The 26,665-nt window shown below is 67.1% G+C and carries 23 protein-coding genes; 17 read left to right on the plus strand and 6 right to left on the minus strand.

The annotated features are described in order from the left end of the window. Positions 1-44 precede the first annotated feature (44 nt). The 12 genes from NX784_RS05025 to NX784_RS05080 all read left to right on the plus strand — a co-directional run bounded on the left by NX784_RS05025 (position 45) and on the right by NX784_RS05080 (position 13,361). Complete coding sequence (locus NX784_RS05025; RefSeq protein WP_258815570.1) at positions 45-1,322, plus strand: NAD(P)/FAD-dependent oxidoreductase; 1,278 nt, start codon at positions 45-47, stop codon at positions 1,320-1,322. Between the two features lie 29 nt (positions 1,323-1,351). Beyond that, the gene (locus NX784_RS05030) at positions 1,352-2,932 is read left to right on the plus strand and encodes an ABC transporter substrate-binding protein (protein WP_258815571.1); all 1,581 of its coding nucleotides are present in this window, start codon (positions 1,352-1,354) and stop codon (positions 2,930-2,932) included. A 2-nt stretch (positions 2,933-2,934) separates the two neighbouring features. Next, positions 2,935-3,888, plus strand: coding sequence for an ABC transporter permease (locus NX784_RS05035; RefSeq protein ID WP_258815572.1), 954 nt, complete (start codon positions 2,935-2,937; stop codon positions 3,886-3,888). Continuing rightward, positions 3,885-4,739 carry an ABC transporter permease gene (locus NX784_RS05040; protein ID WP_258815573.1) on the plus strand — a complete coding sequence of 285 codons (855 nt, stop codon included), beginning with the start codon at positions 3,885-3,887 and terminating at the stop codon, positions 4,737-4,739. The genes NX784_RS05035 and NX784_RS05040 overlap by 4 nt, the downstream gene beginning before the upstream one ends. Position 4,740: 1 nt before the next feature. Beyond that, complete coding sequence (locus tag NX784_RS05045; RefSeq protein WP_258815574.1) at positions 4,741-6,588, plus strand: ABC transporter ATP-binding protein; 1,848 nt, start codon at positions 4,741-4,743, stop codon at positions 6,586-6,588. After that, complete coding sequence (locus NX784_RS05050; RefSeq protein ID WP_258815575.1) at positions 6,585-6,893, plus strand: (2Fe-2S)-binding protein; 309 nt, start codon at positions 6,585-6,587, stop codon at positions 6,891-6,893. The genes NX784_RS05045 and NX784_RS05050 overlap by 4 nt, the downstream gene beginning before the upstream one ends. Continuing rightward, entirely contained in the window at positions 6,875-8,251 is a 1,377-nt protein-coding gene (locus NX784_RS05055; protein ID WP_258815576.1) for an FAD/NAD(P)-dependent oxidoreductase, read from the plus strand. Before NX784_RS05050 ends, NX784_RS05055 begins: the two co-directional genes overlap by 19 nt. Then, the gene (locus tag NX784_RS05060) at positions 8,248-9,393 is read left to right on the plus strand and encodes an NAD(P)/FAD-dependent oxidoreductase (protein WP_258815577.1); all 1,146 of its coding nucleotides are present in this window, start codon (positions 8,248-8,250) and stop codon (positions 9,391-9,393) included. The genes NX784_RS05055 and NX784_RS05060 overlap by 4 nt, the downstream gene beginning before the upstream one ends. 37 nt (positions 9,394-9,430) lie before the next feature. Then, a complete protein-coding gene (locus NX784_RS05065; protein WP_258815578.1) occupies positions 9,431-10,189 on the plus strand; it encodes a cupin domain-containing protein in 759 nt (252 codons plus the stop codon). Positions 10,190-10,203: 14 nt separating this feature from the next. Continuing rightward, positions 10,204-11,220: an ornithine cyclodeaminase family protein gene (locus NX784_RS05070; RefSeq protein WP_258815579.1), complete on the plus strand. Its 1,017-nt coding sequence runs from the start codon at positions 10,204-10,206 to the stop codon at positions 11,218-11,220. After that, a complete protein-coding gene (locus NX784_RS05075; protein WP_258815580.1) occupies positions 11,213-12,184 on the plus strand; it encodes a threonine/serine dehydratase family protein in 972 nt (323 codons plus the stop codon). The genes NX784_RS05070 and NX784_RS05075 overlap by 8 nt, the downstream gene beginning before the upstream one ends. Before the next feature lie 202 nt (positions 12,185-12,386). Then, positions 12,387-13,361 carry a porin gene (locus NX784_RS05080; RefSeq protein ID WP_258815581.1) on the plus strand — a complete coding sequence of 325 codons (975 nt, stop codon included), beginning with the start codon at positions 12,387-12,389 and terminating at the stop codon, positions 13,359-13,361. A gap of 333 nt (positions 13,362-13,694) precedes the next feature. Here the strand turns inward: NX784_RS05080 and NX784_RS05085 are convergent, their stop codons facing one another. The 6 genes from NX784_RS05085 to yihA all read right to left on the minus strand — a co-directional run bounded on the left by NX784_RS05085 (position 13,695) and on the right by yihA (position 20,562). Continuing rightward, positions 13,695-15,164, minus strand: coding sequence for an NAD-dependent succinate-semialdehyde dehydrogenase (locus NX784_RS05085; RefSeq protein ID WP_258815582.1), 1,470 nt, complete (start codon positions 15,162-15,164; stop codon positions 13,695-13,697). A 154-nt stretch (positions 15,165-15,318) separates the two neighbouring features. Next, positions 15,319-16,287 carry a M14 family metallopeptidase gene (locus NX784_RS05090; RefSeq protein WP_258815583.1) on the minus strand — a complete coding sequence of 323 codons (969 nt, stop codon included), beginning with the start codon at positions 16,285-16,287 and terminating at the stop codon, positions 15,319-15,321. 2 nt (positions 16,288-16,289) lie between these two features. Continuing rightward, positions 16,290-17,381, minus strand: a complete 1,092-nt coding sequence (locus NX784_RS05095; RefSeq protein WP_258815584.1) for a tartrate dehydrogenase — start codon at positions 17,379-17,381, stop codon at positions 16,290-16,292. Positions 17,382-17,512: 131 nt separating this feature from the next. Beyond that, positions 17,513-18,745 (minus strand): MFS transporter, encoded by a 1,233-nt coding sequence (locus NX784_RS05100; protein WP_258815585.1) that lies wholly within the window; start codon positions 18,743-18,745, stop codon positions 17,513-17,515. Positions 18,746-18,834: 89 nt separating this feature from the next. Then, the gene (gene hemB, locus NX784_RS05105; RefSeq protein ID WP_258815586.1) at positions 18,835-19,848 is read right to left on the minus strand and encodes a porphobilinogen synthase; all 1,014 of its coding nucleotides are present in this window, start codon (positions 19,846-19,848) and stop codon (positions 18,835-18,837) included. A gap of 27 nt (positions 19,849-19,875) precedes the next feature. Continuing rightward, positions 19,876-20,562: a ribosome biogenesis GTP-binding protein YihA/YsxC gene (yihA, locus tag NX784_RS05110; RefSeq protein WP_258815587.1), complete on the minus strand. Its 687-nt coding sequence runs from the start codon at positions 20,560-20,562 to the stop codon at positions 19,876-19,878. A gap of 176 nt (positions 20,563-20,738) precedes the next feature. Between yihA and NX784_RS05115 the strand changes: the two genes are divergently transcribed. The 5 genes from NX784_RS05115 (at position 20,739) to msrQ (ending at position 26,664) form a co-directional block, all read left to right on the plus strand. Continuing rightward, on the plus strand, positions 20,739-21,422 hold the full coding sequence (locus NX784_RS05115; protein ID WP_258815588.1) for a c-type cytochrome: 684 nt from the start codon (positions 20,739-20,741) through the stop codon (positions 21,420-21,422). Positions 21,423-21,582: 160 nt separating this feature from the next. Further along, positions 21,583-23,676: a cytochrome c biogenesis protein ResB gene (locus NX784_RS05120; RefSeq protein ID WP_258815589.1), complete on the plus strand. Its 2,094-nt coding sequence runs from the start codon at positions 21,583-21,585 to the stop codon at positions 23,674-23,676. Between the two features lie 28 nt (positions 23,677-23,704). Further along, positions 23,705-24,871 carry a c-type cytochrome biogenesis protein CcsB gene (gene ccsB, locus NX784_RS05125; protein ID WP_258815590.1) on the plus strand — a complete coding sequence of 389 codons (1,167 nt, stop codon included), beginning with the start codon at positions 23,705-23,707 and terminating at the stop codon, positions 24,869-24,871. Positions 24,872-25,028: 157 nt separating this feature from the next. After that, positions 25,029-26,006 (plus strand): protein-methionine-sulfoxide reductase catalytic subunit MsrP, encoded by a 978-nt coding sequence (msrP, locus tag NX784_RS05130; RefSeq protein ID WP_258815591.1) that lies wholly within the window; start codon positions 25,029-25,031, stop codon positions 26,004-26,006. Between the two features lie 10 nt (positions 26,007-26,016). Then, positions 26,017-26,664, plus strand: a complete 648-nt coding sequence (gene msrQ / locus NX784_RS05135) for a protein-methionine-sulfoxide reductase heme-binding subunit MsrQ (protein WP_258815592.1) — start codon at positions 26,017-26,019, stop codon at positions 26,662-26,664. Position 26,665: the final 1 nt, after the last annotated feature.

A 26,665-nucleotide genomic window follows, 5' to 3' on the forward strand; every position in this document is an offset into this window, starting at 1 on the left:
GGCATGCGCATGCACCCGGAAAGCTACCTCGACAGGACACGATCATGAAGCTCGACTCTTATTGGCTCGATACGGCGCCGGCCTTTGCCGACGGCGCACCGGAACCGGTGGCGGGGCACGCCGACGTGGTCGTGGCCGGGGCCGGCTTTACCGGATTGTCGGCGGCGCTGACGCTGGCCCGGCGCGGCGCCTCGGTGGTCGTGCTGGAAGCGGGCCGCGTCGTCGGCGAAGCGTCGGGCCGCAACGGCGGCCACTGCAACAGCGGCACGGCGCACGATTTCGGCGCGCTCGCCGCCCGGCTCGGCGTCGACACGGCGCGCTCGTTCTATCAGGCCTACAACGCCGCGGTCGACACGGTCGAATCCCTGGTCGCGCGTGAACGCATCGAGTGCGACTTCGCGCGCGTGGGCAAGCTCAAGCTGGCCGCCAAGCCGGAGCACTACGACAAGCTGGCGCGCAGTTGCGACGTGCTGCGGCGCGAGGTCGATCCGCACGTCGAGATGGTGTCCGCGGCACGCATCCGCGACGAGGTCGCGTCAGGCCAGTTCTACGGCGGGCTGCTGCAGACCACGAGCGCGCAGATGCACATGGGGAAATTCGGCGTCGGCCTGGCCCGGGCCGCCGCCCGTGCCGGTGCGCGCATCCATGAACACACGCCCGTGACGGGACTGGAGCGCCTGCCCGCGGGCGGATTCCGCGTCACCACCAGCCGCGGCGTCGTGACAGCCGGCCAGGTGCTGCTGGCGACCGGCAATTCGCGCCAGGGGCCGTTCTCCTGGTTCCGCCGCCGCATGATCTCGGTGGGCAGCTTCATCGTCGCGACCGAACCGCTGGACCCGGCGCTTGTCGACCGCCTGCTGCCGCGGCGCCGCAACTATGTCACGTCCCGGACCATCGGCAATTACTTCCGCGTGTCGCCCGATCACCGCCTGCTGTTCGGCGGGCGGGCCCGCTTCGCGCTGTCGAATCCGCGCTCGGACCGGAAGAGCGGCGTCGTGCTGCGCGCGGCGATGGAGAAGATGTTCCCGGACCTGCGCGGGGTCGGCATCGACTATTGCTGGGGCGGTCTCGTCGACATGACGGCCGACCGCCTGCCGCGCGCGGGCGAGCACCGCGGGATGTACTACTCGACGGGCTACAGCGGCCACGGCGTGCAGATGTCGGTGCACATGGGGCAGGTGATGGCCGACGTGATGGCCGGCCGCGCGGAACTGAATCCGTGGCGCCACCTGGAATGGCCGGCCGTGCCCGGGCATTTCGGCACGCCCTGGTTCCTGCCGGCCGTGGGCGCGTATTACCGGCTGCAGGACTGGCTGCACTGAACAATTATTTCAAGACCAAGGAGACAATCATGAGCGACACACCATTCGACGCCGCCGGCGTTCCCGCAAGCGCCACGCGCCGCGACGTGATGCGCACGCTGCTGGCGGGCGGCATGCTGGCGTCCACCGCAGGCGGCCTGCTGACGTTTCCCGGCACCGCGCTGGCCCAGACCCCGCGCAAGGGCGGTCGGATCCGGGTCGCCATGGGGTCCGGATCGACGGCCGACACCCTCGATCCCGCCAGGGGCAGCACCATCGCCGACTACGTGCGGCACTACATGTTCTACAGCTGCCTGACCACCATCGACACGAAGCTCGCGCCGCAGATGGCGCTGGCCGAATCGATCGACAGCAAGGACGGCACGCTGTGGACCGTCAAGCTGCGCAAGGACGTGCGCTTCCACGACGGCAAGCCGCTGGGCGCCGCGGATGTCGTGTACTCGCTGCTGCGCCACAAGAATCCCGCCAACGCCTCCAAGGTCAAGACCGTGGCCGACGAGTTCGCGGACATCAAGGCCACCGGTCCGCTCGAATTGCAGATCCGGCTCAATTCCCCGAACGTCGACCTGCCGGCGCTGCTGGCCGCGTCCCATTTCGCCATCGTCAAGGACGGCACCACCGACTTCGCCACGGCGGTCGGTACCGGACCCTACAAGTGCAAGGAATTCAGGCCGGGCGTGCGCTCGATCGGCGTGCGCAACGACGAGTACTGGAAGCCTGGCAAGCCCTATCTGGACGAGATCGAATATTTCTCGGTGCCGGACGAAGCGGCCCGCGTCAACGCGCTGCTGTCGGGCGACGTGCAGATGATCAACGGCGTGAACCCGCGCTCGGCGGCCAGTTTCGCGGGCTCGGGTTGCACGCTGTTCGAATCGAAGACGGGCCTGTACACCGACCTCATCATGCGCGACCAGCTCGGCCCCGTGAAGAACCCGAACTTCGTGCTGGCGATGAAATACATGCTGGACCGCGAGCAGATCCGCAAGGTGGCGATGCGCGGCTACGGCACTGTCGCCAACGACCAGCCGGTGCAGCCCGGCAACCGCTACTATTTCGCCGGCCTGCCGCAGCGTAAGTTCGACCTGGACAAGGCGAAGTTCTACCTGAAGAAATCCGGCATGGCCGGCCAGACCCTGCCGATCGTCGCGTCGACCGCCGCCGGCGGCTCCGTCGACATGGCGCAGATCATCCAGCTGTCGGCGCAGAAGGCCGGCCTCAACCTGGACATCAAGCGCATGCCTCCGGACGGCTACTGGTCGAACCACTGGGCCAAGCATCCCATGTCGTTCGGGAATATCAATCCGCGCCAGACGGTCGACCTGATGTTCTCGCTGTTCTACAAATCCGATTCGCCGATGAACGTGTCGGGCTGGAAGAACGAGAAGTTCGACCAGTTGCTCGACCTCGCGCGCGGCGAAACCGATGAAGCCAAGCGCAAGCAGATGTACGGCGACATGCAGGTGCTCGTGCACGAGCAGTGCGGCGTCGGCATCCCGATGTTCATCCACTCGCTCGACGGCCTCAGCAACAAGATCAAGGGCTATGCCAGCCATCCGCTCGGCGGGTTGATGGGCTATATGTTCGCCGACCAGATCTGGCTCGAGGCGTGATCATGAACGGGACCACCGTACGACTGGTGTTGAACCGCGTGGGTGTCGGGGTGCTGACGCTGCTGGCGGTGTCGGTGGTGATCTTCACCATCACCAACCTGCTGCCGGGCGATGCCGCGCAGGCGGCGCTCGGCCAGGAGGCCACGCCCGAGCTGGTGGCCGCGCTGCGGGCCAAGCTCGGGCTGGACCTGCCGGCCCACGTGCGCTACCTGCACTGGCTGGGCGGCCTCCTGACCGGCCATCCCGGCGTGGCCATGGCGAACGGCCTGCCGGTGACGGAGCTGATCGGCAGCCGCCTGCCGAACTCGCTGATGCTGGCGGCGGCCACCACCGTCGTCTCGGTGCCGCTCGCGCTGGCGCTCGGCATCGTGTCCGCCATGGTCCGCGGCTCGCTGTTCGACCGTGTCGTCAGCGTGGCGACGGTGTGGACCGTGTCCGTGCCCGAATTCCTGATCGCCACGCTGGCGGTGCTGCTGTTCGCCGTCAAGCTGCGCTGGTTGTCCGCGCTGTCGCACACCGACGACATCGCCACCTTCGGGCAATTCCTGCGCACCTATGCGTTGCCGGTCATGACCTTGTGTTGCGTGATCGTGGCGCAGATGGCGCGCATGACCCGCGCCGCCGTGATCGACCAGCTCAACTCGTCCTACGTCGAGATGGCGCGCCTGAAGGGCGTGCGGCCCGTGCGCATGGTGCTGTCCCATGCGCTGCCGAACGCGATCGGCCCGATCGCCAACGCGGTGGCGCTGTCGCTGGCCTACCTGATCGGCGGCGTGATCATCGTCGAATCCATCTTCAACTATCCGGGCATCGCGAGCCTGATGGTCGATTCCGTCACCATGCGCGACATGCCCGTGGTGCAGGCCTGCGCGATGCTGTTCTGCGCAGGCTACCTCGTGCTGCTGACCGTGGCGGACGTGTGCGCAATCGTTTCCAACCCAAGGTTAAGAAAATGAAGACCTCCGTGATTTCTCCCATCGCCCGGCGCAAGCCGCGCCGCCGCCTGCCACTGGCCGGCGTGATCGGCTGCGCCATCTTCGCGTTCTGGCTGCTGATGGCCGTGGCCGGTCCATACCTGGCCCCGGACGACGCAGGCGGTGTCACCGGCGACGACGTGTTCGCGCCGATCAGCGCGCTGCATCCGCTCGGCACCGACTATCTCGGCCGCGACATGCTGAGCCGCATCCTCCACGGCGCGCCGTACACGATCGGCCTGGCGCTGGCCGCCGTGCTGCTGGCCAGCGTCGGCGGGACCGCGCTTGCGATGTGCGCCGCCGCCGCGGGCGGCTGGTTCGACGCCATCGTCAGCCGCATCGTCGACACGATGCTCAGCATCCCGCACAAGCTGCTGGCGCTGATCATCGTCGCCGGCTTCGGCACGTCGGTGCCACTGTTGATCGTGACGGCCGGCATCGGCTACATGCCGGGTGCCTACCGGATCGCACGCGCGCTGGCCGTCAACGTGCAGGCGATGGACTACGTGCAGGCGGCGCGGGCGCGCGGCGAGGGCATGGCGTACATCACCTGCCGCGAAATGCTGCCGAACATGATCCGGCCGGTGCTGGCCGATTTCGGCCTGCGCTTCCTGTTCATCGTGCTGCTGCTCAGCGGCCTGTCGTTCCTGGGCCTCGGCATCCAGCCGCCGCATGCGGACTGGGGTTCGCTGGTACGCGAAAACATCATCGGCCTGTCCGAAGGCGCGCCGGCCGTCGTCATGCCCGCCATCGCCATCGCCACGCTGACCATTGCCGTCAACATGGCCATCGACGGCCTGGTGGGCCGCAAACGCCGCGGCAGGGAGGGCTGACATGGACACGATCGTCAAGGTGGCCCGCCTGCGGGTCACGGCGCGCAACGACATGGACGAGGAGGTGCCGATCGTCCACGGCGCCGATTTTTCGATTCAACGGGGCGAGGTCCTGGCGCTGATCGGCGAGTCCGGCTCCGGCAAGACCACGATCGCGCTGGCGCTGATGGGCTATGCCCGCGCCGGCTGCCGCCTGGCCGGCGGCGACGTCACCGTGGCCGGCAACCGGGTGCTGACGATGAGCGAACACCAGCTGGCGGGGCTGCGCGGCCGCACGGTGGCGTACATCGCGCAGAGCGCCGCCGCCGCGTTCAACCCGTCCATGCGGCTGATGGACCAGGTCGTCGAGAGTGCCCTGATCCACAAGGTGATGCCGCGCGCCGAGGCCGAGGCCAAGGCCGTCGAACTGTTCCGCGCGCTGGCGCTCCCCGATCCCGAGCGCATCGGCCAGCGCTACCCGCACCAGGTCTCGGGCGGGCAGCTGCAGCGCCTGATGGCGGCCATGGCCCTGATCACCGATCCGGCCCTGGTCATCATGGACGAACCGACCACCGCACTGGACGTGACGACGCAGATCGAGGTGCTGCGCGCATTCAAGAAGGTGGTCAAGGAGCGCGGCAGCACGGCCGTCTACGTGTCGCACGACCTCGCGGTCGTCGCGCAGATGGCGGACCGCATCGTCGTGCTGCGCGACGGCGAGATCCGCGAATCGGGGCCGACCGCGCAGATCCTGTCCGCGCCGGCGCACCCCTACACGAAGAGCCTCCTGGCGGCGATCGCCCCGAAGCCGGCGCCCGCGGCCGTGCGCGAACCGAAGCCGGCGCACGAGCATCCGCTGCTCGAGGTGCGCGGCCTGCACGCGGCCTACGGCACCGCGCGGCGCGGGGTGCCCGTCAACTGCGTGCTGGACGACGTCAACCTCGTGATTCCGCGCGGCGCCACGATCGGCGTGATCGGCGAATCCGGTTCCGGCAAGACGACGCTGGCGCGCGCCATCGCCGGCATGGTGGCGCCGTCCGAAGGCGAGATCCTCCTCGACGGCAAGCGCCTCGCGCCCACGCTGGACGGGCGCACGCGCGAGCAGTTCCGCCGCATCCAGTTCGTGTTCCAGAACGCCGACACGGCGCTCAATCCGCAGCACAGCATCGAGCGCATCCTCGCCCGTCCGCTCGAGTTCTACCACGGCATGAGGGGCGAGGCGCGCCGCAAGCGCGTGCTGCAGTTGCTCGACCTCGTGCGCCTGCCGGCCGCGCTGGCCGACCGCCTGCCGGGCGAACTGTCCGGCGGCCAGAAGCAGCGCATCAACCTGGCGCGCGCGCTGGCGGCCCAGCCCGACCTGATCCTGTGCGACGAGGTCACCTCCGCGCTCGATACCGTGGTCGGCGCCGCCATCATCGAATTGATGGCCGAGCTGCGCAAGGAATTGAACGTGTCGTACATGTTCATCAGCCACGACATCGGCACCGTGCGCGCCATCTGCGACGAGATCGTCGTGCTGTACGCGGGCCGCAAGGTCGAGGCGCGCAAGCGCGAGGCGCAGGCGCTGCCGCCGTTCCATCCGTATTCGCACCTCTTGATCTCGTCCGTGCCGGCGCTGCGCCGCGGCTGGCTGGAAGAGGTGGCGGGCGCCACGCCGGCGGCGCTGCCGCCGCTGACGGCGAACGGACCGGCGCGCGCCATGTGCGCCTTCGTGGACCGCTGCGCGCTGCGTGTCGACGGCATGTGCAACCGCCTGCCGCCGCCGCGCCAGATGCTCGCCGACGGCGGCAGCATCCTGTGCCACCGCCCGGAAGCCGAGCTACGTGCCATCCAGGCACCGCTGCGCGTCGTCGAAGGAGACGTCGCATGAGCAGCCGCTTCGTACGACTGGCCGAGACGGGCCGTGCGCGCGTGCGCATCGTGATCGACGGGCACCCGGTCGAGGCGCTCGCCGGCGACACGCTGATGGTCGCGATGCTCGACAACGTGCGCCAGCTGCGCGAGTCCGAATTCGGCGACGGCCGGCGCGCCGGCTTTTGCCTGATGGGCGCCTGTCAGGATTGCTGGGTCTGGACCGCGGACGGCAGCCGCCTGCGTGCCTGCACCACCGTGGTGGCGGACGGCATGGATCTCGTGACGACACAACCGGAGGCGACATGGCCCAACCTCGCGTAATCATCGTCGGCGCCGGCCCAGCGGGCGTGCGCTGCGCGCAAACCCTGGCGGCCGCGGGGCTGCGCCCCATCGTCGTCGACGAGAACCGGCGCGACGGCGGCCAGATCTACCGGCGCCAGCCCGACAACTTCACCCGCCCGTACGCGAAGCTGTACGGCACCGAAGCCGAGCGCGCGCAGGACCTGCACGCGAGCTTCGACGCGTTGCGCGCCCAGGTCGACTACATGCCCGAGACGCTGGCCTGGAATATCTCCGGCGGCAAGCTGTACGTCGTGCGCGACCAGCGTTCCAAGGCCTTGCCCTATGACGCGCTGGTGATCTGTTCCGGCGCGACGGACCGCCTGATGCCGGTGAAAGGCTGGCATTACGCGGGCACGTACAGCCTGGGCGCGGCGCAGATCGCGCTGAAGGCGCAGGCGTGTTCGATCGGCCGCCAGGTCGTGTTCATGGGCACCGGACCGCTGCTGTACCTCGTCGCGTCGCAATACGTGAAGGCAGGCGCGAACGTCGCGGCCGTGCTCGACACGTCGCCGCTGATGCGCCGCGTGGCCGCGCTGCCGAAGCTGCTCGCGCGTCCCGCCGTGCTGCGCAACGGCCTCGCCCTCGTGGCGGGCCTGAAGCGCGCGGGCGTCGAGGTCCTGACCGGCGTCGCGCCCCTCGAGATCTCGGGGTCCGCGGACGACGGCGTGCAGGGCGTCGTCGTGCGCGACAACCGTTGCAACGAGCGCTCCTTCGATTGCGACGCAGTCGCGATGGGCTACCACCTGCGTCCCGAGACGCAGCTGGCCGACCTGGCGCGCTGCGCATTCCGCTTCGACCAGGAAACGCGCCAGTGGCTGCCCGAGGCGGACGAGGACGGACGCACGTCGGTACCGGGCGTCTATCTCGCCGGCGACGGCATGAAGGTGCTGGGCGCCGACGCCGCCGAGATCGGCGGACGCCTGGCCGCGCTGGCCGTGCTGAAGGACTTAAAGCTCGACGTGCCGGAGGCCGAAGTGCGCTCGCTCCGCGCGGAACAGGCAAAGATGGAGCGCTTCCGCCAGGGCCTGGTGCAGGCCTTCCCGTGGCCCGCGCAGCAGGCGGCGACGCTGCCGGACGACGCCATCGTCTGCCGTTGCGAAGCCGTCACGGCGGGCCAACTGCGCCGCACGGTGGCCGAGATGGGGGCACGCGAAGCGAACCGCGCCAAGGCGCTGTGCCGGGTCGGCATGGGCCGCTGCCAGGGACGGTATTGCGGACACGCCGGCGCGGAAGTCATCGCCCATGCGGCCGGCGTACCGGTGGAACTCGTGGGACGCCTGCGTGGCCAGGCGCCGGTGAAGCCGCTGTCGATGGCGGTGCGGGAGGAAGTGGAATGAGTGCGTTGAAAGCGGATGTCATCATCGTCGGCGGCGGCATCATGGGTGCGGCCAGCGCCTTCTTCCTGCGTCGGCGCGGCAAGTCCGTGATCCTGCTCGAGCGGGGATTGATCGGCCAGCAGGCCAGCGGCGTCAACTTCGGCAACACGCGCCGGATGGGCCGCCCCATCGAGCAGCTGCCGCTGTCGAACCGCGCGCGCGAGATCTGGCTGAAGTTCCAGGAATTGTTCGGTGCGGACGTCGAGCTCCTGCTGAACGGCCACCTGCGCGTGGGCGTCACGCCGGCGCACGAGGAACGCATGGTGAAGTATGCGGAGGATGCCAAGTCGTTCGGCATCGGCATGCAGATGCTGGGCGCGAAAACGCTGCACGAGCGCTTTCCGTACCTCGGACCGGAGATCACCGCGGGGTGCTATGCCCCGCACGACGGGCATGCGAATCCCCGCCTGGCGGCGCCGGCCATCGGCCGTGCGGCGGTACGCGCCGGCGCGCAGGTGTTCGAAAACACCGAGATGACGAGCCTCGACAAGGACGGCGACGACTTCGTCGCGACCACCGCGGACGGCCGCACGTTCCGCGCACCCGTGGCCCTCGTCACGGCCGGCGCCTGGGGTAATCGCATCAGCACGCACTTCGGCGAACCGGTGCCGATGGTCGCCAAGGCGCCGCAGATGTGTGTCACCGAGCCGGTGCCTTACGCCATCCGGCCGACCATCGGTGCGATGGCGGACTCGTTCGAGCAGGTCGTCTATTTCCGCCAGGTCGCGCGCGGCAACATCGTCATCGGCGGCGGCGGCCACGAACCGGCGGACATCGAGAGCCGGCGCTCGTACGTGAACCCGGCCAGGACGCTGTACAAGCTGCAAAGCGCGCCGCACGTGATGCCGGCATTCGATCGCCTGCACATCATCCGCGTGTGGAGCGGGATCGAGGGGTACATGGACGACAGCCGGCCCGCGATGGGACCGAGCGCACGCGTACCCGGCCTGTTCTATGCGTTCGGCTTTTCCGGCGAAGGTTTCCAGCTGGGGCCGGGTGTGGGCGACGTGATGGCGGAACTGATCGCCACGGGCGCCACGAGTACGCCGATCGAGTGCTACCACATCGGACGGTTCGCCACGCCCGTCGCGAACGCGGCGTGACCCGCATTGTCATCAACATTCCATTCAAGCCACCATCATGTCGAATTTTCAGCAAGCCGCAGTTGCCGTCCCGGTCCACACGCCATCGTTCGTCGACCTGCGCAAGTTCGCGCAGGAGCCGGGCCGAGGCATCGCAGTCGCCGCGCCGGCCGCCGAGGACCGGTTCCTCGCCAGCCGCCGTATCCTGGACTGGGCGCCGGGCCCGGTCACGGCCGGCGTCATCACGCTCGCTGCCGGCAGCGGCGCCGTGCAGGCGCTGCCAAACGACGAATTCATCATCGTCCACCAGGGCAGCCTCACGCTGACGCAGCAAGGCACGGCCCTCACGCTGGGGCCGAACCAGAGCGCGATTCTCAAGCATGGCGCCGCGTTCACCTGGTCCGCGCAAGGGCCGGTGTCGCTGATCTTCGTCCGCTACAACAAGAGCCGGGCGGGTGACCGCGCCATCGTGCCGATCAGGGAGAACCCGGAGATGGGCCCGTCGGCCGGCGGCCCGGCGCCCGACCTGCTGCTGACGCCCACGCCGGTGTGCCGCAATTACACCGACTACAAGTCCGAGGACGGTGAGTTCACCTGTGGCACCTGGGACTCGACACCGTATGCCCGCCGCGCGCTGTACTTCCGCCACATGGAGCTGATGTATCTGCTGGGAGGAAGCGTGACCTTCGTCGATGAAACGGGCCGCAGCGGCACGTTCTCGAAGGGCGACATCTTCCTCATCGAGCAGAAGGCCTCGTGCACCTGGGACAGCCGCGAACACGTGGCGAAGCTGTACGTGATCTACCGTCCGGCCTGACGTCGGGGAACACCATGAAAACGCTGTTACTCAACAAGGACGAGGTCGGCAGACTGATCTCCATGAAGGAAGTCATCGCCGCCGTGGAGGAAGCCTTCGTGGCGTTCAGCGGCGGGCAGGTGGACCAACCCGACTACATCGGCATCCACCTGCCTCCGCCGCGCGGGGAAATCGACTTCAAGCTCGGCTACTACCAGGCCAACGAGGTGATCTCGATGAAGGCGTCGTCCGGCGGGTTTCCGGACAACCCGGCGGCTTACGGCCTGCCCACCAACATGGGCACCATCCTGCTGTTCGACGGCAGGACCTGCGCGCTGACGTGCGTGATGGACGGGAGTTTGATCACCGGCCTCAGGACCGGTGCGGCCGGCGCCGTTTCCGTGAAAGCGCTGGCAAGGAAGAATGCGAAAACGGTCACGTCGATCGGTACGGGCATCCAGGCGAGGCTGCAGATACGGGCGATCAACGAGGTCATGACCATCGAGGAGATCCACGCCTGGGACAACCACCCCGCAACGCTGGCGCAGTACAAGGCCGATATCGAAAGGGAGTTCGGCATTCCCGTCGTGATGGCCGCGTCGAAGGAGGGCGCGGTGCGCCGGGCCGACATCCTCGTGACGACGACCCGCGGCAAAGGGACGCTGGTCGAAGCCGGCTGGGTCAAGCCCGGCACGCACATCGTGGCCATCGGCACCGACCAGCAAGGCAAGCAGGAACTCGACCCGGCGATCTTCCGCAACGCGAAGATCGTCAACGATTCCATCGCACAGTGCGTCACCAAGGGCGAAACCTGGCACCCGCTGAACGTACGCATCATCACGCAGGAAGACATCCACGGGGAGATCGGCGAGATCCTGGCGGGGAAAAAGCCGGGACGGGAGAACGACGACGAGATCACGATCTTCGATTCCACGGGCATGGCCATCCAGGACAACACCACCGCGTCGCGGATCTACCGGAATGCGCTGGAAACCGGCGTCGGCACCTTCTTCGAATTCTTTTCGCAACCTGCAGGAAGACAGCATGCTTGACTACCCGACCATCCAGGACATCCGGGAAGCCCGCGAACGGCTGCAACCCCACATCCGTCACACGCCGTTGTTACGTGCGGAGAAGATGGAAAAGGCCCTCGGTTGCCAGCTCTGGCTCAAGCCCGAAACCCTGCAGATCACGGGCGCATTCAAGATCAGGGGCGCCGTGAACAAGGCGCTGTCGCTTCCCCGGGACGACGTGGCGAACGGCCTGATCGCCACGTCGTCGGGCAACCATGCCCAGGGACTCGCGTACGCGGCGCGCTTGCTGGGCGTGAAAGCGTTCCTGGTGCTGCCGGCCACCGCGCCGGAGGTCAAGGTCGCCAACACGCGGGCGCTCGGGGCCGAGGTCATCCTGTTCGACGGCGATAACGCGGCCCGCTGGAAAAAGACGTACGAGATCGCCGCAGAAAACGGGTACGCGGTGATCCACGGTTTCGAAGACCCGCTGGTGATGGCGGGGCAGGGCACGATCGGGTGCGAAATCCTGGACGACCTCGACGACGTCGACACGGTCATCGTGCCGCTGGGCGGCGGCGGCCTCATTTCCGGGATCGCCACCGCCATCAAGGAAACGAAGCCGTCGGTGCGGGTCATCGGCGCCGAGCCTGCGCTGACGCCGAAGTATTTCCACAGCCGGATCAACGGGGAACGCACCTCGCTGCCGTTGCAGGACACCGTGGCGGACGGCTTGCGGCTCAGCGTCCCCGGCCGGAATCCGTATCCCATCATCGAGAAGTACGTCGACGAGATCGTACTGGTGGACGACGCGCACATCGTCGCGGGCATGCGCATGCTCGCCAACGACGCGAAATTGATCGCCGAGCCGGCCGCCGCCATCGGTATCGGGGCCTTGCTGGCCGGCGCAGTCGCCGTCCGGCCGGACGAGAAAGTGTGCACGGTGCTCAGTGGCGGGAACTGGGATTTGTGCGACCTCGGCGCGGTCTACCAGCGCGCCGAATGATGGTCCGGAACGGCGCAGCATATTCCGCCGTCAGGCACGGCGATTTCGCAGTTTTCATGTTGTCGGCCCACCGTCTTTCGAGGAAATGTGTTGCGGGAGCAGCCTTAAATTGATGTGTGTGGAGCGGATGATCGCGAGCTCATTCAAGCAGGTTTTTCAACCCGCTCATGCCACATCCAAAACATAATTTAAGGAGACGATCATGAAGAAATCCCTGCTGGCGCTGGCCCTCTGCAGCGCCGCCGCCGGCCCCGCGTGCGCGCAATCGAATGTCACCGTGTACGGCTTGATCAACATCGGCCTCGTGTACTCGAAATCGGACGTGGCACCCACGCGCTGGGGCGTCGACCCGGGCGGCTGGTGGGGATCGCGCCTCGGCTTCCGCGGCTCGGAAGACCTGGGCAACGGCGTGTCCGTTCTCTACCAGCTCGAAAACGGCTTCAGCCCCGACACGGGCACGGCGGGCCAGAGCGGACGCATCTTCGGCCGCCAGTCGTGGGTGGGATTGAAAGGCGACTTCGGCACGGTGCGCTTCGGCCGTTCCTGGACGCCGTCCTACTGCCTGCTCACGGATGTCATCGATCCTTTCGAGGACGGCATGTCCGGCGCCGCCGAATCCTTTTTCGGCCGTAACGTCTACTCGGTCATCGACATCCGCACGCAGAACGCCGTCTTCTACGCGAAACAGGTCGGCGGGCTGAAGGGCGAGGTGTCGTATGCGTTCGGCGAGACGGCCGGCAACATGTCTGCCAACCGCCAGATCAGCGGGGCCTTCACCTATACCGTCGGCGGGTTGAAGGTGGCGTACGGCTACCAGAACAACAACGACGCCAACGGCACCGGGGCGGCCAAGCTGCGCTTCGTCGGCGGCAATTATGACTTCGGCGTCGCGAAGCTGCATGTCGGCCTCGACCGGCAGCACACGGACGCCGTCGGCCTGGCGCCCGTGGACGCGAGCGACCTGCTGCTGGGCCTGACGATTCCGGCCGGCGGAGGACGCATCCTCGTGTCGTACAATCGCCTGAACGACCGCTCGGCGCGCAATGCCGACACGGCGCAGTATGCGCTCGGCTACACGTATGCGCTGTCCAAGCGCACCGCGCTGTTCACCTCCATCTCCCACATCGACCCCAACCACGCGAACCGCGCGGATTGGGGTATCCGCCACATGTTCTGAGCGTGAGTGCGCGTGCCGGCCGACCCGTGCCGGCACGGACCAGCCCGTCTCTCCCGGATTCGGGGTTGGATTCGGGGTCAGACCCCAATGCGGGGTCAGATCCCATGTTCGAGCAAGTTCCTTGAGGCTAGGTCGAGCGCCAGTCCATGGCGTCCGGGTGGCCACGCCGCACGGTGACGGGGCCCGTCGTCTTCGGTGCGGGAGCTTGGTGTGCCGACCGACATTGATCCGAAACGTGCTCTGACCCCGGATGTTGCTCTGATCCCGAATGTCGGGCGAAAAAAAGCCTGCGTCCCTCGCGGGGAGGCAGGCAGATGGCGCCGCGGGCCAGGCTTACGCCAGTCCGCCTTGGCAGCGGTACTTGGTCTGCGTGTAATCGTCCAGGCCGTAGCGCGAGCCTTCGCGGCCGTAGCCCGATTCCTTCACCCCGCCGAACGGCGCCGCTTCCGACGCCAGCACGCCCTCGTTGATGCCCACGAGGCCCGTCTCGAGCCGCTCGGCCACGCGCGCCACGCGGACGATGTCGCGCGAGTAGAAGTAGGCGGCGAGGCCGTACGGCGTGTCGTTGGCCTGCCGGACGACCTCGTCCTCGTCCCCGAAGCGGAACAGCGGCACCACCGGACCGAACGTCTCTTCCGAGGCGAGCGCCATGTCGTGGCTGGCGTTCGCGATCACGGTCGGCGCGTAGTAATTGGGGCCGTCGGTCAGGCGCCTGCCGCCGACGACCAGCCGGCCGCCCTTGGCCAGCGCGTCGCGCACGTGGGCGTCGATCTTGTCGACGGCGCGGGCGTTGATCATCGGGCCGATCTGCGCGTCGGGGCAGGTGGCGGGGCCGACCCGCAGCGCTTCCACGCGCGCGGCCAGTTTTTGCGTGAACGCGGCATAGACCGCATCGTGCACGTAGACGCGGTTCGGGCTCACGCACGTCTGCCCGCCGTTGCGGAACTTGGCGGCCATCAAGCCGTCGACCGCGGCATCCAGGTCGGCGTCCTCGAACACGATGAACGGGGCATTGCCGCCGAGTTCGAGCGACAGGCGCTTCAGGGTGCCGGCCGATTCCCGCGCCAGGCGTTTGCCGACCGCGGTCGACCCGGTGAACGTGATCTTGCGGACCCTGCCGTCGAGCAGCCAGGCGCCGACCACGTCCGCCACCCGGTTGCGCGACGTCGTCACGATATTCAGCACGCCGGCAGGCAGCCCCGCCTCCTCCGCCAGCCTGACGAGCGCCAGCGCGGTCAGCGGCGTGTCTTCCGCCGGCTTGGCCACGACGGTGCAGCCGGCCGCGAGGGCCGGTGCGATCTTGCGGGCGATCATCGCCAGCGGGAAGTTCCACGGGGTGATCGCGGCCACGACGCCCACCGCTTCCCGGGTCACCGTCAGCTGCATGCCGCGCACCTGTTCGGGGATGATGTCGCCGTAGCCGCGCACGGCCTCCTCGGCGAACCATTCGACATACGACGCGCCGTAGGCCACTTCGCCGCGCGCCTCGGCCAGCGGCTTGCCCTGTTCGCGCGAAATGAGCTTCGCCAGGTCGTCCGTGTTGGCCACGATCAGCGCATGCCAGCGTTTGAGGAAGCGGGCCCGTTCGCGCGCGGGCCGGGCGCGCCAGTCCGGCAGCGCGGCCTGCGCGGCGGCGACGGCCAGCGACGCGTCGTCCGCGCAGCTGGCGGGCACGGTGGCGAAGCAGTCGTCCGCGGCCGGGTCGGCGACGTCGTAGCGGGCGCCGCTGCTGCTGTCGCACCACAGTCCATTGATGAAATTCTGCTCCTTGAGCAGGTCGGTCCGGGTCAGTGTGAGAGACATGGTCATGAGTCCTTGTGTGGAAGCGGGAAGAGCCGGTAAAGAGCGCGGCACCGTTTCATGGTAGGCCCGCCCGTGCGGCAGGAGTGTGTGAGCGGCGGGCGGCAAAGCGGCGGAAATTGCGTATTTCGCGCCGCGGCGGCATGTTGTGCCGTGGTCAGTCCAGCAGTCGTCCAAGCCGCACCACGGTCACGCCGGGACGCAGCTGGCGCAGCGACGGCATGACCAGCACGCAATCGGGATAGGGCGTCGTGACCGGCTCGCCGTCGCGCCAGCCGATCACGGTGCCCGCGTCCCGGACGATTTCCAGGCCGGTGTAATCGGCGGCAAAGCGGAAGTCCATGCTGGACGCGACGACCGGCTCGGTGACGCGCACGACGCGCGTGGCGGCGGGTGGCGTCTGCAGCCACGCGGCCGGAAGATCGGACGGTTCGACGACCCCGTGCAGCAGCAGGAAGCGGGCCGTGACGTCCCGGGCGACGTCCACCGCGGCGGCTTCCCAGTGCTGGCCGCACTCGACCAGCAGCGCGTTCTTCGCGCTGTCCGGAGCGCCGAAGCCGCCATAGTCGCGCATGCGCCGGCCTTCCGGATGGCCTGCGTCGCTGACGATCCAGACGGGCGTGCCGAGCCGGCGCGCGAGCGCGATGCCCTTGTCCAGCGGGCCGCAGACCGACAGCGGCGCGCAGCGTTCGTGCATCGAATGCAGGTCGAGCAGGAAGTCGACGGTATCGAGCACGGGGCGCAATTGCCGCGCGCGGCGCAGCTCGGAAGAATCGCGGGCGGCGTCGTCGAGGATGGCCGCGGTCCACACGCGGTTGAGATCCTGGTCGACGAAGCGCGAGGCATCGGGATGGGCCGGGTCGAAGCGCAGGTACGCGTCGACGTTGGCGAAGGCGAGCGTCAGCCTGCCCCGGCGCGGACGGACGCCGAGATCGAGCAGGTCGGCGACGGCGATGGCGCCGCATACCTCGTTGCCGTGGGTGAGCGCGTTGACCATCACGTGCGGACCGGGCACGCCGCTGTCGTACGTGGTCAGGTAGGGGATGCCGCCGTTGCCGGCGGCGTAGGGCGACAGGTCCGGAAAGGCGACGTCGATCGGATAGGCTGGCAGCGTGACGGTGTCCATGGTCACGCCCCCGCCACCGCGGCCGCGATGGCCTGGCCCATGTCCGTGGTCGACGCGGTGCCGCCCAGGTCCGCCGTGCGCGGGCCGTCGCGCAGCACCTGCTGGATGGCGGCCAGGATGGCGTCGTGGGCCTGGCGTCCGGAGCCGCCGTCGGTATCGAGGAAGTCGAGCATCATCGCGCCGGACCAGATCATGCCGATCGGATTGGCGACGTTCCTGCCGTAGATGTCCGGTGCGGAGCCATGCACGGGCTCGAACAGCGACGGGAAGGCGCGTTCGGGATTCAGGTTGGCCGATGGCGCCAGGCCCAGCGTGCCGGTGCAGGCGGGGCCGAGGTCGGACAGGATGTCGCCGAACAGGTTCGAGGCGACCACCACGTCGAAGCGCTGCGGCTGCAGCACGAAGCGCGCCGACAGGATGTCGATGTGCTGCTTGTCCCAGTCGACGTCGGGGTACTGCGCCGCCATCGCGGCGGCGCGCCCGTCCCACCACGGCATGCTGACGGCCAGGCCGTTGCTCTTGGTGGCGACCGTGACCTGCTTGCGTTCGCGCTGGCGCGCCAGCTCGAAGGCGAAGCGCAGTACGCGATCGCTGCCGATGCGCGAATGCACCGATTGCTGCATCACGATCTCGCGCTCGGTGCCTTCGTACATGATGCCGCCGACGGACGAGTATTCGCCCTCGGTGTTCTCGCGCACGATCATGAAGTCGATGTCGCCCGGCTTGCGGTTGGCCAGCGGGCAGGGCACGCCGTCGAACAGGCGGGCCGGGCGCAGGTTGACGTACTGGTCGAACTCGCGCCGGAATTTCAGCAGCGAGCCCCACAGCGACACGTGGTCGGGCACGGCGGCGGGCCAGCCGGCGGCGCCGAAGTAGATGGCGTCCATGCCGGACAACTGCGCCTTCCAGTCGTCGGGCATCATCCTGCCGGTGGCTGCGTAGTAGTCGCAGCTGGCCCATTCGATGTGCTTGTAGCGGAGCTCGATGCCGAAACGGCCGGCGGCGGCGTCGAGCACGCGCAAGCCCTCGGGCATGACTTCCTTGCCGATGCCGTCACCCGGGATGACGGCGATGTTGTAGATGTGCTTCCCCATGAAGAACGCTCCTCGAAGATTCGGTTGAGACGATGGATTGCTTCATCGTAGGCGCGAAGCTGCGGTGGGAACGTTCGTCGTCGGGGGCGCAGGCGGGGGGATGTTGCGTTTTCGCGGGCCGGGTCGGCATGTTATGCCGTTCGTGGTTGATGGATCCGGTCCAGTGCGCGCAGCAGGACGAGCGTCGCCAGGATCCAGCCGATCAACGTGCCCCACACGGCATCGTAATGGCGCGTCGCATCGTGAATCATGCCCAGCGCCGGCGGCGTCAGCACGATGGCGATCTGGTTGACGGTCATGGCGGCGCCCAGCGCGAGGCCGACGCTGTCCGCCGGGGCGGAATCCGCGATATAGGTGACCCAGGGGCCATACCAGCCCAGCGCGAAAAAGCCGAGCACGGCGATCAGCCCGAACAGCCAGGGCCGCGGCGCGTCGACGGGCAGACCGACCAGCGCGAGCAGCCCGACGCACGTGACCAGCATGCAGACGGTCACCGGCAGGAACCGTTTTCCCGTCTTGCCGCAGCGGTCGCTCCAGACCGACAGCGCGATGCGGCCGACGCCGCCGCACAGCTGGATCAGCAGCAGCAACCAGCTGCCCTCGTGCAGGGGCAGCCCGAAGCGGTCGCGCAGGAACAGCATCAGGAAGACGACGATGCCGTATTGCGTCCCGACGAGCGCCATGCCCGACCAGACGACCCGCTGCATCCAGCGCTGGCGCACCATGCGGACGAGGAAGAACACCGTCAGCACGGGGCGCTTGGCCGGGCGGTCGGGCAGGGTGGGCGGCCGGTAGATCGCCCAGAACAGGGCGCCGGCCGCCAGCACGACGGCGACACTCCACAGAAAGGCCGCGCGCCAGCCCTGCAGGCCGACGACGAACGGCAACACGGCAGCCGCGGCGGCCCCGCCGAGCGGCAGGCCGGCCTGCCGCACCCCCATCGCGATGCCCAGCTGGTGGCCCTTGAACCACTGCGACACCGACCGGCTCCCGCCCGGCTGCACGGTGCTGTAGCCCATGCCGACGACGAACAGCGCGGCGCACAAGGCGAGGAAACCGGGCGCGACGCCGGCGCCCACGAGCCCGAGCGCCATGATCAGCATGCCCGCGCCGATGATCGCGCGCTCCGACTTTCGGTCGAGCAGGTCGCCGACGAACAGCAGGGTGAAGATCGGCGCCAAGGTTGAGGCAGTGACCAGGAAGCCCACCTGGGTGGCGGAGAGGTGCAGATCCTTTTGCAGGTAGCCGGCCAGGGCGGCGATGCCTTGCGTGACGAACGCCGCGCCGGCCTGCAGGACGGTGGCGACCGCGAGGATCAGCCACCGGTAGGGGGAATTCCGGGAATCGTGGGGAAGGGCAGTCATACCCGGAATCTTAGCGATCCGGGGCTGCCGAAGGCTCTCGAATTGTCACGCATGAACGCAGTGTCAGGTTCATGCGCGACGTTGCGGTGTTACGCCGCGGCCTTCAGGCGCCGCGCCACGTCCATGGCGAAATAAGTGAGCACGCCGTCGGCACCGGCGCGCTTGAACGACATCATCGTCTCCATGATGACCTTGTCCGGATCGAGCCAGCCGTTCTGGAACGCCGCCTGCAGCATCGCGTATTCGCCGCTGACCTGGTAGGCGAACGTCGGCACCTTGAACTCGTCCTTCACGCGGCGCACCACGTCCAGGTACGGCATGCCCGGCTTGACCATGACCATGTCCGCGCCTTCCGCGATGTCCAGCGCCACTTCGCGCAGCGCTTCGTCGCTGTTGGCCGGGTCCATCTGGTACGTGTTCTTGTCGGCCTTGCCCAGGTTGGCGGCCGAGCCCACGGCTTCGCGGAACGGGCCGTAATAGCCCGACGCGTACTTGGCCGAGTAGGCCATGATCCGGGTGTGGATGAATTCCTTCTCTTCCAGCGCCATGCGGATCGCGCCGATGCGGCCGTCCATCATGTCGGATGGCGCGACGACGTCGACGCCGGCCTCGGCCTGCGCGAGCGCCTGGCGCGTCAGCATCGCGATCGTCTTTTCGTTGACGATGTAGCCGTTCTCGTCCGGCAGGCCGTCCTGGCCGTGCGTCGTGTACGGGTCCAGCGCGACGTCCGTCATGATGCCCAGCTGCGGGAAGTGGCGCTTCAGTTCGCGCACGGCGCGCGGCACGAGGCCGTCCGGGTTCGTCGCCTCGACGCCGTCATAGGTCTTCAGCGACGCATCGACGACGGGGAACAGCGCGAGCACGGGGATGCCCAGCGCGACGGCTTCCTCGGCCACCTTCATCAACAGGTCGACCGACAGGCGCTCCACGCCGGGCATCGACGCCACCTGCTGGCGCTGGTTCTGGCCGTCGAGGATGAACACGGGGTAGATCAGGTCGGACGCGGTGACGACGTTTTCGCGCATCAGGGCGCGCGAGAACGGGTCGCGGCGCATGCGGCGCATGCGCACGGCGGGGTATTGCGAAGGCGTGATGATCGGCATGGCGGTTCCTGGCGAGTTTGGGTAAAACTATTGTTCGGAATCGGCCGGATCGTCCTCCAGGCCGAGCAGTTCGATGATCTTGTCGTTGGCTTCGTCGATGCCGACGCGCTTCAGGGCGGAGAACAGCTGGACGGTGAACGGGAAGCCGTTGCCTTCCTCGTCGACATAGCTGTCCAGCACTTGCCGCGCCTGGCGCAGGGCGTTGACGGATTCGTTGCGGTTGAGCTTGTCGACCTTCGTGAGGATGCAGTGGATCGGCTTGCCCGTCGGGGCGAACCATTCCAGCATCTGGATGTCGAGGTCGGTGAACGGGCGGCGCGAGTCCATGATCAGGACGAGCGCGGCCAGTTGATCGCGGCGCTGCACGTAGTCGCCCAGCAGCTTTTGCCAGTGCAGCTTGGCGTCGCCCGACACTTCCGCATAGCCATAGCCCGGCAGGTCGACGAGCAGGGCCTGGATGTCCTCGACCTTGGTCGGGTCCTTGCGGTGCATGGCGACGTGGGCGCCGCCGATCGAAAAGAAATTGATGTGCTGCGTGCGGCCCGGCGTCTTCGACGCAAAGGCGAGGCCCTTCTGGTTCGTCAGGATATTAATCGCCGTCGATTTGCCCGCATTGGACCGGCCGGCGAAGGCGATTTCCGGCACCTGCGTCTTGGGAAGATCCCGCAACTGGTTGACGGTCGTGAAGAAACGGGCTTGCCAGAGTTTGGACATGAGGGAAGTGGAGCGAAAAAGACAACGAAGGTGAGGGCAGGAAACAAAGGCTATTGTACAATAGGGAGTTACCTGCCGCCGGCGAGCCCGAAGGATGGAGGGCCGGCGCGAAGGGCACGAGCATGACCGCTGCACTGCAACTGCAAGTTTATCTTTGACTTTTTCAGGGTGCTTGAATGAATCGTGTGTTTCAACCGGCCGCGTGCGCGGCGATCGTGAAGTCCTTGCTGGCCAGTTTCCTCATCGTGGGCAGCGCTCTCGCAGCGGATGCGGCCCACGCACCCGCGGCTGCCGCGAAGGCCGATCCGGCCAAGGGCGGCTCCCTCTACGACACCGGCGACAACGCCCGCGGCCTGCCGGCCTGCGCGTCGTGCCACGGTGCCGGCGGCAATTCGACCATCAACACCAATCCGAAGCTGGCCGGCCAGATCGACACGTACATCCACAAGCAGCTCGTCGACTTCACCACGCCGGCCCGCAACCAGCCCGTGATGACGACGTACGCCAAGATGCTGAGCGACGACGAAAAGAAAAACCTCGCCGCCTACCTGTCCGCGCAGCAGCCGAAGCAGGGCGCCGCGCGCAGCAAGGAGACACTGGAACTGGGCCGCAAGATCTATCGCGGTGGCATCGCCGATCGCGGCGTGGCGGCCTGCGCCAGCTGCCACGGCGCCACCGGTGCCGGCATGCCGGCCCAGTATCCGCGCATCGGGGGCCAGCACCAGGATTACACGGTGGCCCAGTTGCAGGCGTTCAAGAGTGGCGCACGCGCCAACAGCCCGCAGATGGCCACGTTGGCCAAGCGCTTGTCGGATGAAGAAATGAAAGCCGTGGCGGACTATATTGCCGGCCTGAAGTAATTGGCAGTATTACTTGTCCACGATAACCGAGCCGACTAAGCAGCCTACAATAAGCGGCCTACAATAAAAACTGGCGGGAACAACAGGGGAGGGCGACCGCGCAAGCGGGACCGCCCTTTTGTTGTATGCTCGCTGGTTGATGTGTCTAGAGTGAAAGTCGATGAGCACCACCGGAATTGAACTGAAGACGCGCCGGCGCGGCCTGGCGGAAGCGGTCGAATTGCTGTCCTCGATGCGGTTCGCGATCACGTTGCTGGTCATGATCGCCATCGCCGCGATCATCGGCACCATCATGCAGCAGGACCGCGCGATGCCGGACTACGTCAACCAGTTCGGTCCGTTCTGGTTCGAGGTGTTCCGCAAGGTCGGCCTGTACACCGTGTATTCGGCCTGGTGGTTCCTGCTGATCCTGGCCGTGCTGATCGTGTCGACGGGCCTGTGCGTCGCCCGCAACGCACCGAAATTCCTGCGCGACATGCGCAGCTGGCGCGACAGCGTGCGCGAGGAATCGCTGCGCAATTTCCACCACCACAGCGAATGGACGGCGCCGCTGGACACGGTCCCGCTCGCGCAGCAGACGGCGAACCGCCTCGCCGACGCCGGCTACCGGACGAAGATCGTGGAGAAGCCGGGCGGCGTACTCGTCGCCGCGAAGAAGGGCGCCGCCAACAAGTTCGGCTACATCTTCGCGCACACGGCCATCATCGTGATCCTGCTGGGCGGCCTGCTCGATTCGAACCTCCCGATCCGCTTCCAGGAATGGTTCATGGGCAAGACGCCGTATGGCGGCACGGGCCTGATTTCCGCCATCGCGCCGCAGCACCGCCTCGGCCTCGGCAACCCGAGCTTCCGCGGCAATACGATGATTCCCGAAGGCCAGGCCAGCGACACGGCGCTGCTCCAGCAGGCCGACGGGGTGCTCGTGCAGGACCTGCCGTTCACCATCGAGCTGAAGAAATTCACCATCGATTTCTACTCGACCGGCATGCCGAAGCTGTTCGCCAGCGACGTCGTCATCCGCGACCACGAGACGGGCAAGGCGTTTCCCGCCACGGTGAAGGTCAACCAGCCGCTGATCTACCGCGGCATCGCGGTGTACCAGTCCAGCTTCGAGGATGGCGGCAGCAAGCTCAAGCTGACGGGCTGGCCCATGGCAGGCACGAGCGACAAACCGTTCGCCATCGAGGGCGAGGTCGGCAATGCGACCGCGCTGAAGCAGGGCGCGGACACCTATTCCGTCGAGTGGTCGGGCTTCCGGCCGTTCAACGTCGAGAACACGAGCCAGAACAACGATGCCCGGGCCGTCACGAAGGGCAAGAGCCTCGAGGAACAGTTCTCGCAGACCTTGTCGCAGCACTCCGGTTCGGCCGCCAAGAACGTGGGCAACAAGGATTTCAAGAACGTCGGGCCCAGCGTCCAGTACAAGCTGCGCGACAAGACGGGGCAGGCGCGCGAATTCCTGAACTACATGCAGCCCGTCACCTTGGAAGGCCGCCAGGTGTACCTGGCCGGCGTGCGCACCAATCCGTCCGATCAATTCAGCTTCCTGCGCATCCCGGCCGACGACGAGCACGGCGTGCGCGAATGGATGCGCCTGCGCGCCGCGCTCGCGGACGCGAGCCTGCGCGAGGAAGCAGCCCGCCGCTACGCCGCGCGCGCGCTGCCGCCGGGCGACGCGAACGGCACCCTGGCCAGGCAGTTGCAGGACTCGGCCGCCAAGACGCTGGCGATCTTCGCCGGCGACGGCAGCCAGGGCGGCTATCTGGCCGTGTCGAAATTCCTCGAGCGCATCCCCGCGGCCGAGCAGGAAAAGGCGGCCGGCGTGTTCATGAAGATGCTCAACGGTGCCATGTGGGAGCTGTGGCAGGCGGCGCGCGCGCGCGCGGGCGAGGCTGCCGTGACGCCCACCGAGACCCACGGCCGCTTCCTGCAGCAGGCGACGAATGCGTTGTCCGACAGCTTTTTCTACGGCGCGCCCGTGTTCCTCGCGCTGGACGATTTCAAGGAAGTGAAGGCGTCCGTGCTGCAGGTGACGCGTTCGCCGGGCAAGAAAGTGGTCTACGTCGGGTGTTTGCTGCTGGTGCTGGGCATTTTCTCGATGTTCTATATTCGCGAGCGCCGTGTCTGGGTATGGGTAAAACCGGCACCTAGCGGCGGCACCCACGCGTTGATGGCGATGAGCACGCAGCGCAAGACGCTCGATTTCCAGCGCGAATTCGACGACCTGAAGAACAAACTGCCGCAATCGGCGTAAGCTGTAAAAGTCGGAAAAGGAGACATCCATGGACATTTCATCCGCATCGCAAGCACCGGGCGCGGCGTACACCCGGCCCCCCGGCTTCTTCAAGCGCCTGACGGCCGTCGACTGGCTGTTCGGCGCGGGCCTGCTCGCGGCCGCGCTGTATGCACTGAACCGCTTCGGCGCCTACATGGACATTTACGAGCAGGCGATCCTCGTGCTGGCCGCGCCCGTGTTCGCGTTCGTCGGCTGGACGTTCAAGCCCGTGCGCTGGCTGATGCCGCTCGTCGCGCTGCTGGCGCTGTGGGCCGTGCAGCTGTACGGCGGCTCCCTCGATGCCGCGAACCAGAAATTTTTCCTGAAATACATGCTGTCGAGCCAGTCCGCGATCCTGTGGATGAGCGCGATGTTCGTGTTCTCCACCGTGTTCTACTGGGGCGGCCTGCTGGCGCGCTCGCCGTTCGGCGGCAGCGTCGGTTCCAAGCTGTGCTGGGCCGCCGTCGTGCTGGGCTTCACCGGCATGATGGTGCGCTGGTACGAGTCGTACCTGATCGGCACGGACGTGGGCCACATCCCCGTGTCGAACCTGTACGAAGTGTTCATCCTGTTCTCGATGATCACGGCGATGTTCTACCTGTACTACGAACAGCGCTACCAGACGCGCCAGCTGGGCCCGTTCGTGCTGCTCGTGATCTCGGCCGCCGTCGGCTTCCTGCTGTGGTACACGGTCGCGCGCGACGCCGCCGAGATCCAGCCGCTGGTGCCCGCGCTGCAGAGCTGGTGGATGAAGATCCACGTGCCCGCCAACTTCATCGGCTACGGCACGTTCGCGCTGGCGGCGATGGTCGGCGCGGCGTATCTGCTGAAGTCGCACGGCATCCTGGCCGACCGCCTGCCTTCGCTCGAGGTGCTGGACGACGTCATGTACAAGGCCATCTCCGTCGGCTTCGCGTTCTTCACCGTCGCCACGATCCTGGGCGCGCTGTGGGCGGCCGAAGCGTGGGGTGGCTACTGGTCGTGGGACCCGAAGGAAACGTGGGCGCTGATCGTCTGGCTGAACTACGCGGCGTGGCTGCACATGCGTTTGATGTCCGGGCTGCGCGGGCGCGCGGCCGCATGGTGGGCCCTCATCGGCCTCGTCGTGACGACGTTCGCCTTCCTCGGCGTGAACATGTTCCTGTCCGGACTGCACTCGTACGGCAAGCTCTAGGGGGATCGAAAACCGTCCAGGTTTTCAACGTTCCGTTTATGTCCGATTATGTCGGTAGGCGGGATTTGGTAACAAACACCCGCCTGGACGACCCGGGGGCGGCAGATGGTGTAACGTTGTTATGTCGCACGAAACATCCATTCCAGCCGGAGCCGCCATGTTGATCAGAAAAAATCCGAACGGCATCGATCTGCCGTTCCCGTCCGAAATCACGCCGCGCGAGGTCTACGAAGGCCGGCGTGCGTTCCTCGCCAAAGTGGCGGCATCGGCCGTCGTCGGCTCGTCGCTGTGGGAGATGGCCAACCGCGAAGCGTTCGCGCAAGGCACCGTGCAGAAGCTGCCGGCCACGCGCAACCCGGCATTCTCGACCAACGAGAAACAGACGTCGTTCGAGGACGCGACGCACTACAACAATTTCTATGAATTCGGCACGGACAAGTCCGACCCCGCCGCGAATGCGCACACCTTGCGCCCGCGGCCGTGGACCGTGCAGATCGACGGCGAGGTGAAAAAGCCGATGACGCTGGACCTCGACCGCCTGGTGAAGCTGGCGCCGCTGGAAGAGCGCATTTATCGCCTGCGCTGCGTCGAGGGCTGGTCGATGGTGATTCCGTGGGTCGGCTATTCGCTGTCCAGCCTCATCAAGCAGGTCGAGCCGACGGGCAACGCGAAATACGTCGAATTCACGAGCCTGGCCGACCGCAGCCAGATGCCGGGCGTACGGAGCCGCGTGCTCGAATGGCCGTACGTGGAAGGCCTGCGCATGGACGAGGCCATGCACCCGCTCGCGCTGCTGACGGTGGGCATGTACGGCCAGGTGCTGCCGAACCAGAACGGCGCGCCCGTGCGCATCATCGTGCCGTGGAAATACGGCTTCAAGTCGGCGAAGTCCATCGTCCGCATCCGCTTCGTGCGCGAGCAGCCGCGTACGGCGTGGAACGGCATCGCGCCGGAAGAATACGGTTTCTATTCGAACGTGAACCCGAACGTCGACCACCCGCGCTGGTCGCAGGCAACGGAGCGGCGCATCGGCGAGGGCGGGCTGTTCACGCCCAAGCGCAAGACGCTGATGTTCAACGGCTATAACGAGGTTGCCTCGCTGTACACGGGCATGGACCTCAAGAAGAATTTTTGACGGGTCGGCCATGGCGTTCAATCCGACCCCGACCCAGTTCAAGGCCCTGAAGGCTGGGATCTTCGTGCTCGCGCTGCTGCCGTTCCTGCGGATGGCATGGCTGACCGCGACCGGCGTGCCCGTCGAGCCCGTCGAATTCCTCACGCACGGCAGCGGCGACTGGGCGTTATATCTGCTGTGCGCGACGCTCGCCGTCACGCCGCTGCGCCGCCTGACCGACTGGAACTGGGTCGTCCGGCTGCGCCGCATGATCGGCCTGTTCACGTTTTTCTATGCGTTCATGCACTTCCTGACGTTCCTGTGGTTCGACCATAATTTCGACGTGGCCGCCATGTGGAAGGACGTGTTGAAGCGGCCGTTCATCACGGTGGGCTTCGCCTGCTTCGTGCTGCTCACGCCGCTGGCCGCGACGAGCACGAACGCGATGATCAAGCGCCTGGGCCGCAACTGGGCCAAGCTGCACAAGCTGATCTACGTGATCGCCCCGCTGGCGATCCTGCACTACTGGTGGATGAAGGCCGGCAAGCACAACTTCGAGCAGCCCATCGTGTGGGGCAGCGTCGTGGCCGTGCTCCTGCTGCTGCGCGTGTGGTGGAGCGTGAGCCGCCCGCGTGCTACCGTCGATAAACGAACTACCGCTGCTTCCGTGCGATCATGAC

Origin of the sequence: Massilia pinisoli (genome assembly GCF_024753285.1) — a bacterium.
Taxonomy (GTDB): domain Bacteria; phylum Pseudomonadota; class Gammaproteobacteria; order Burkholderiales; family Burkholderiaceae_D; genus Telluria; species Telluria pinisoli.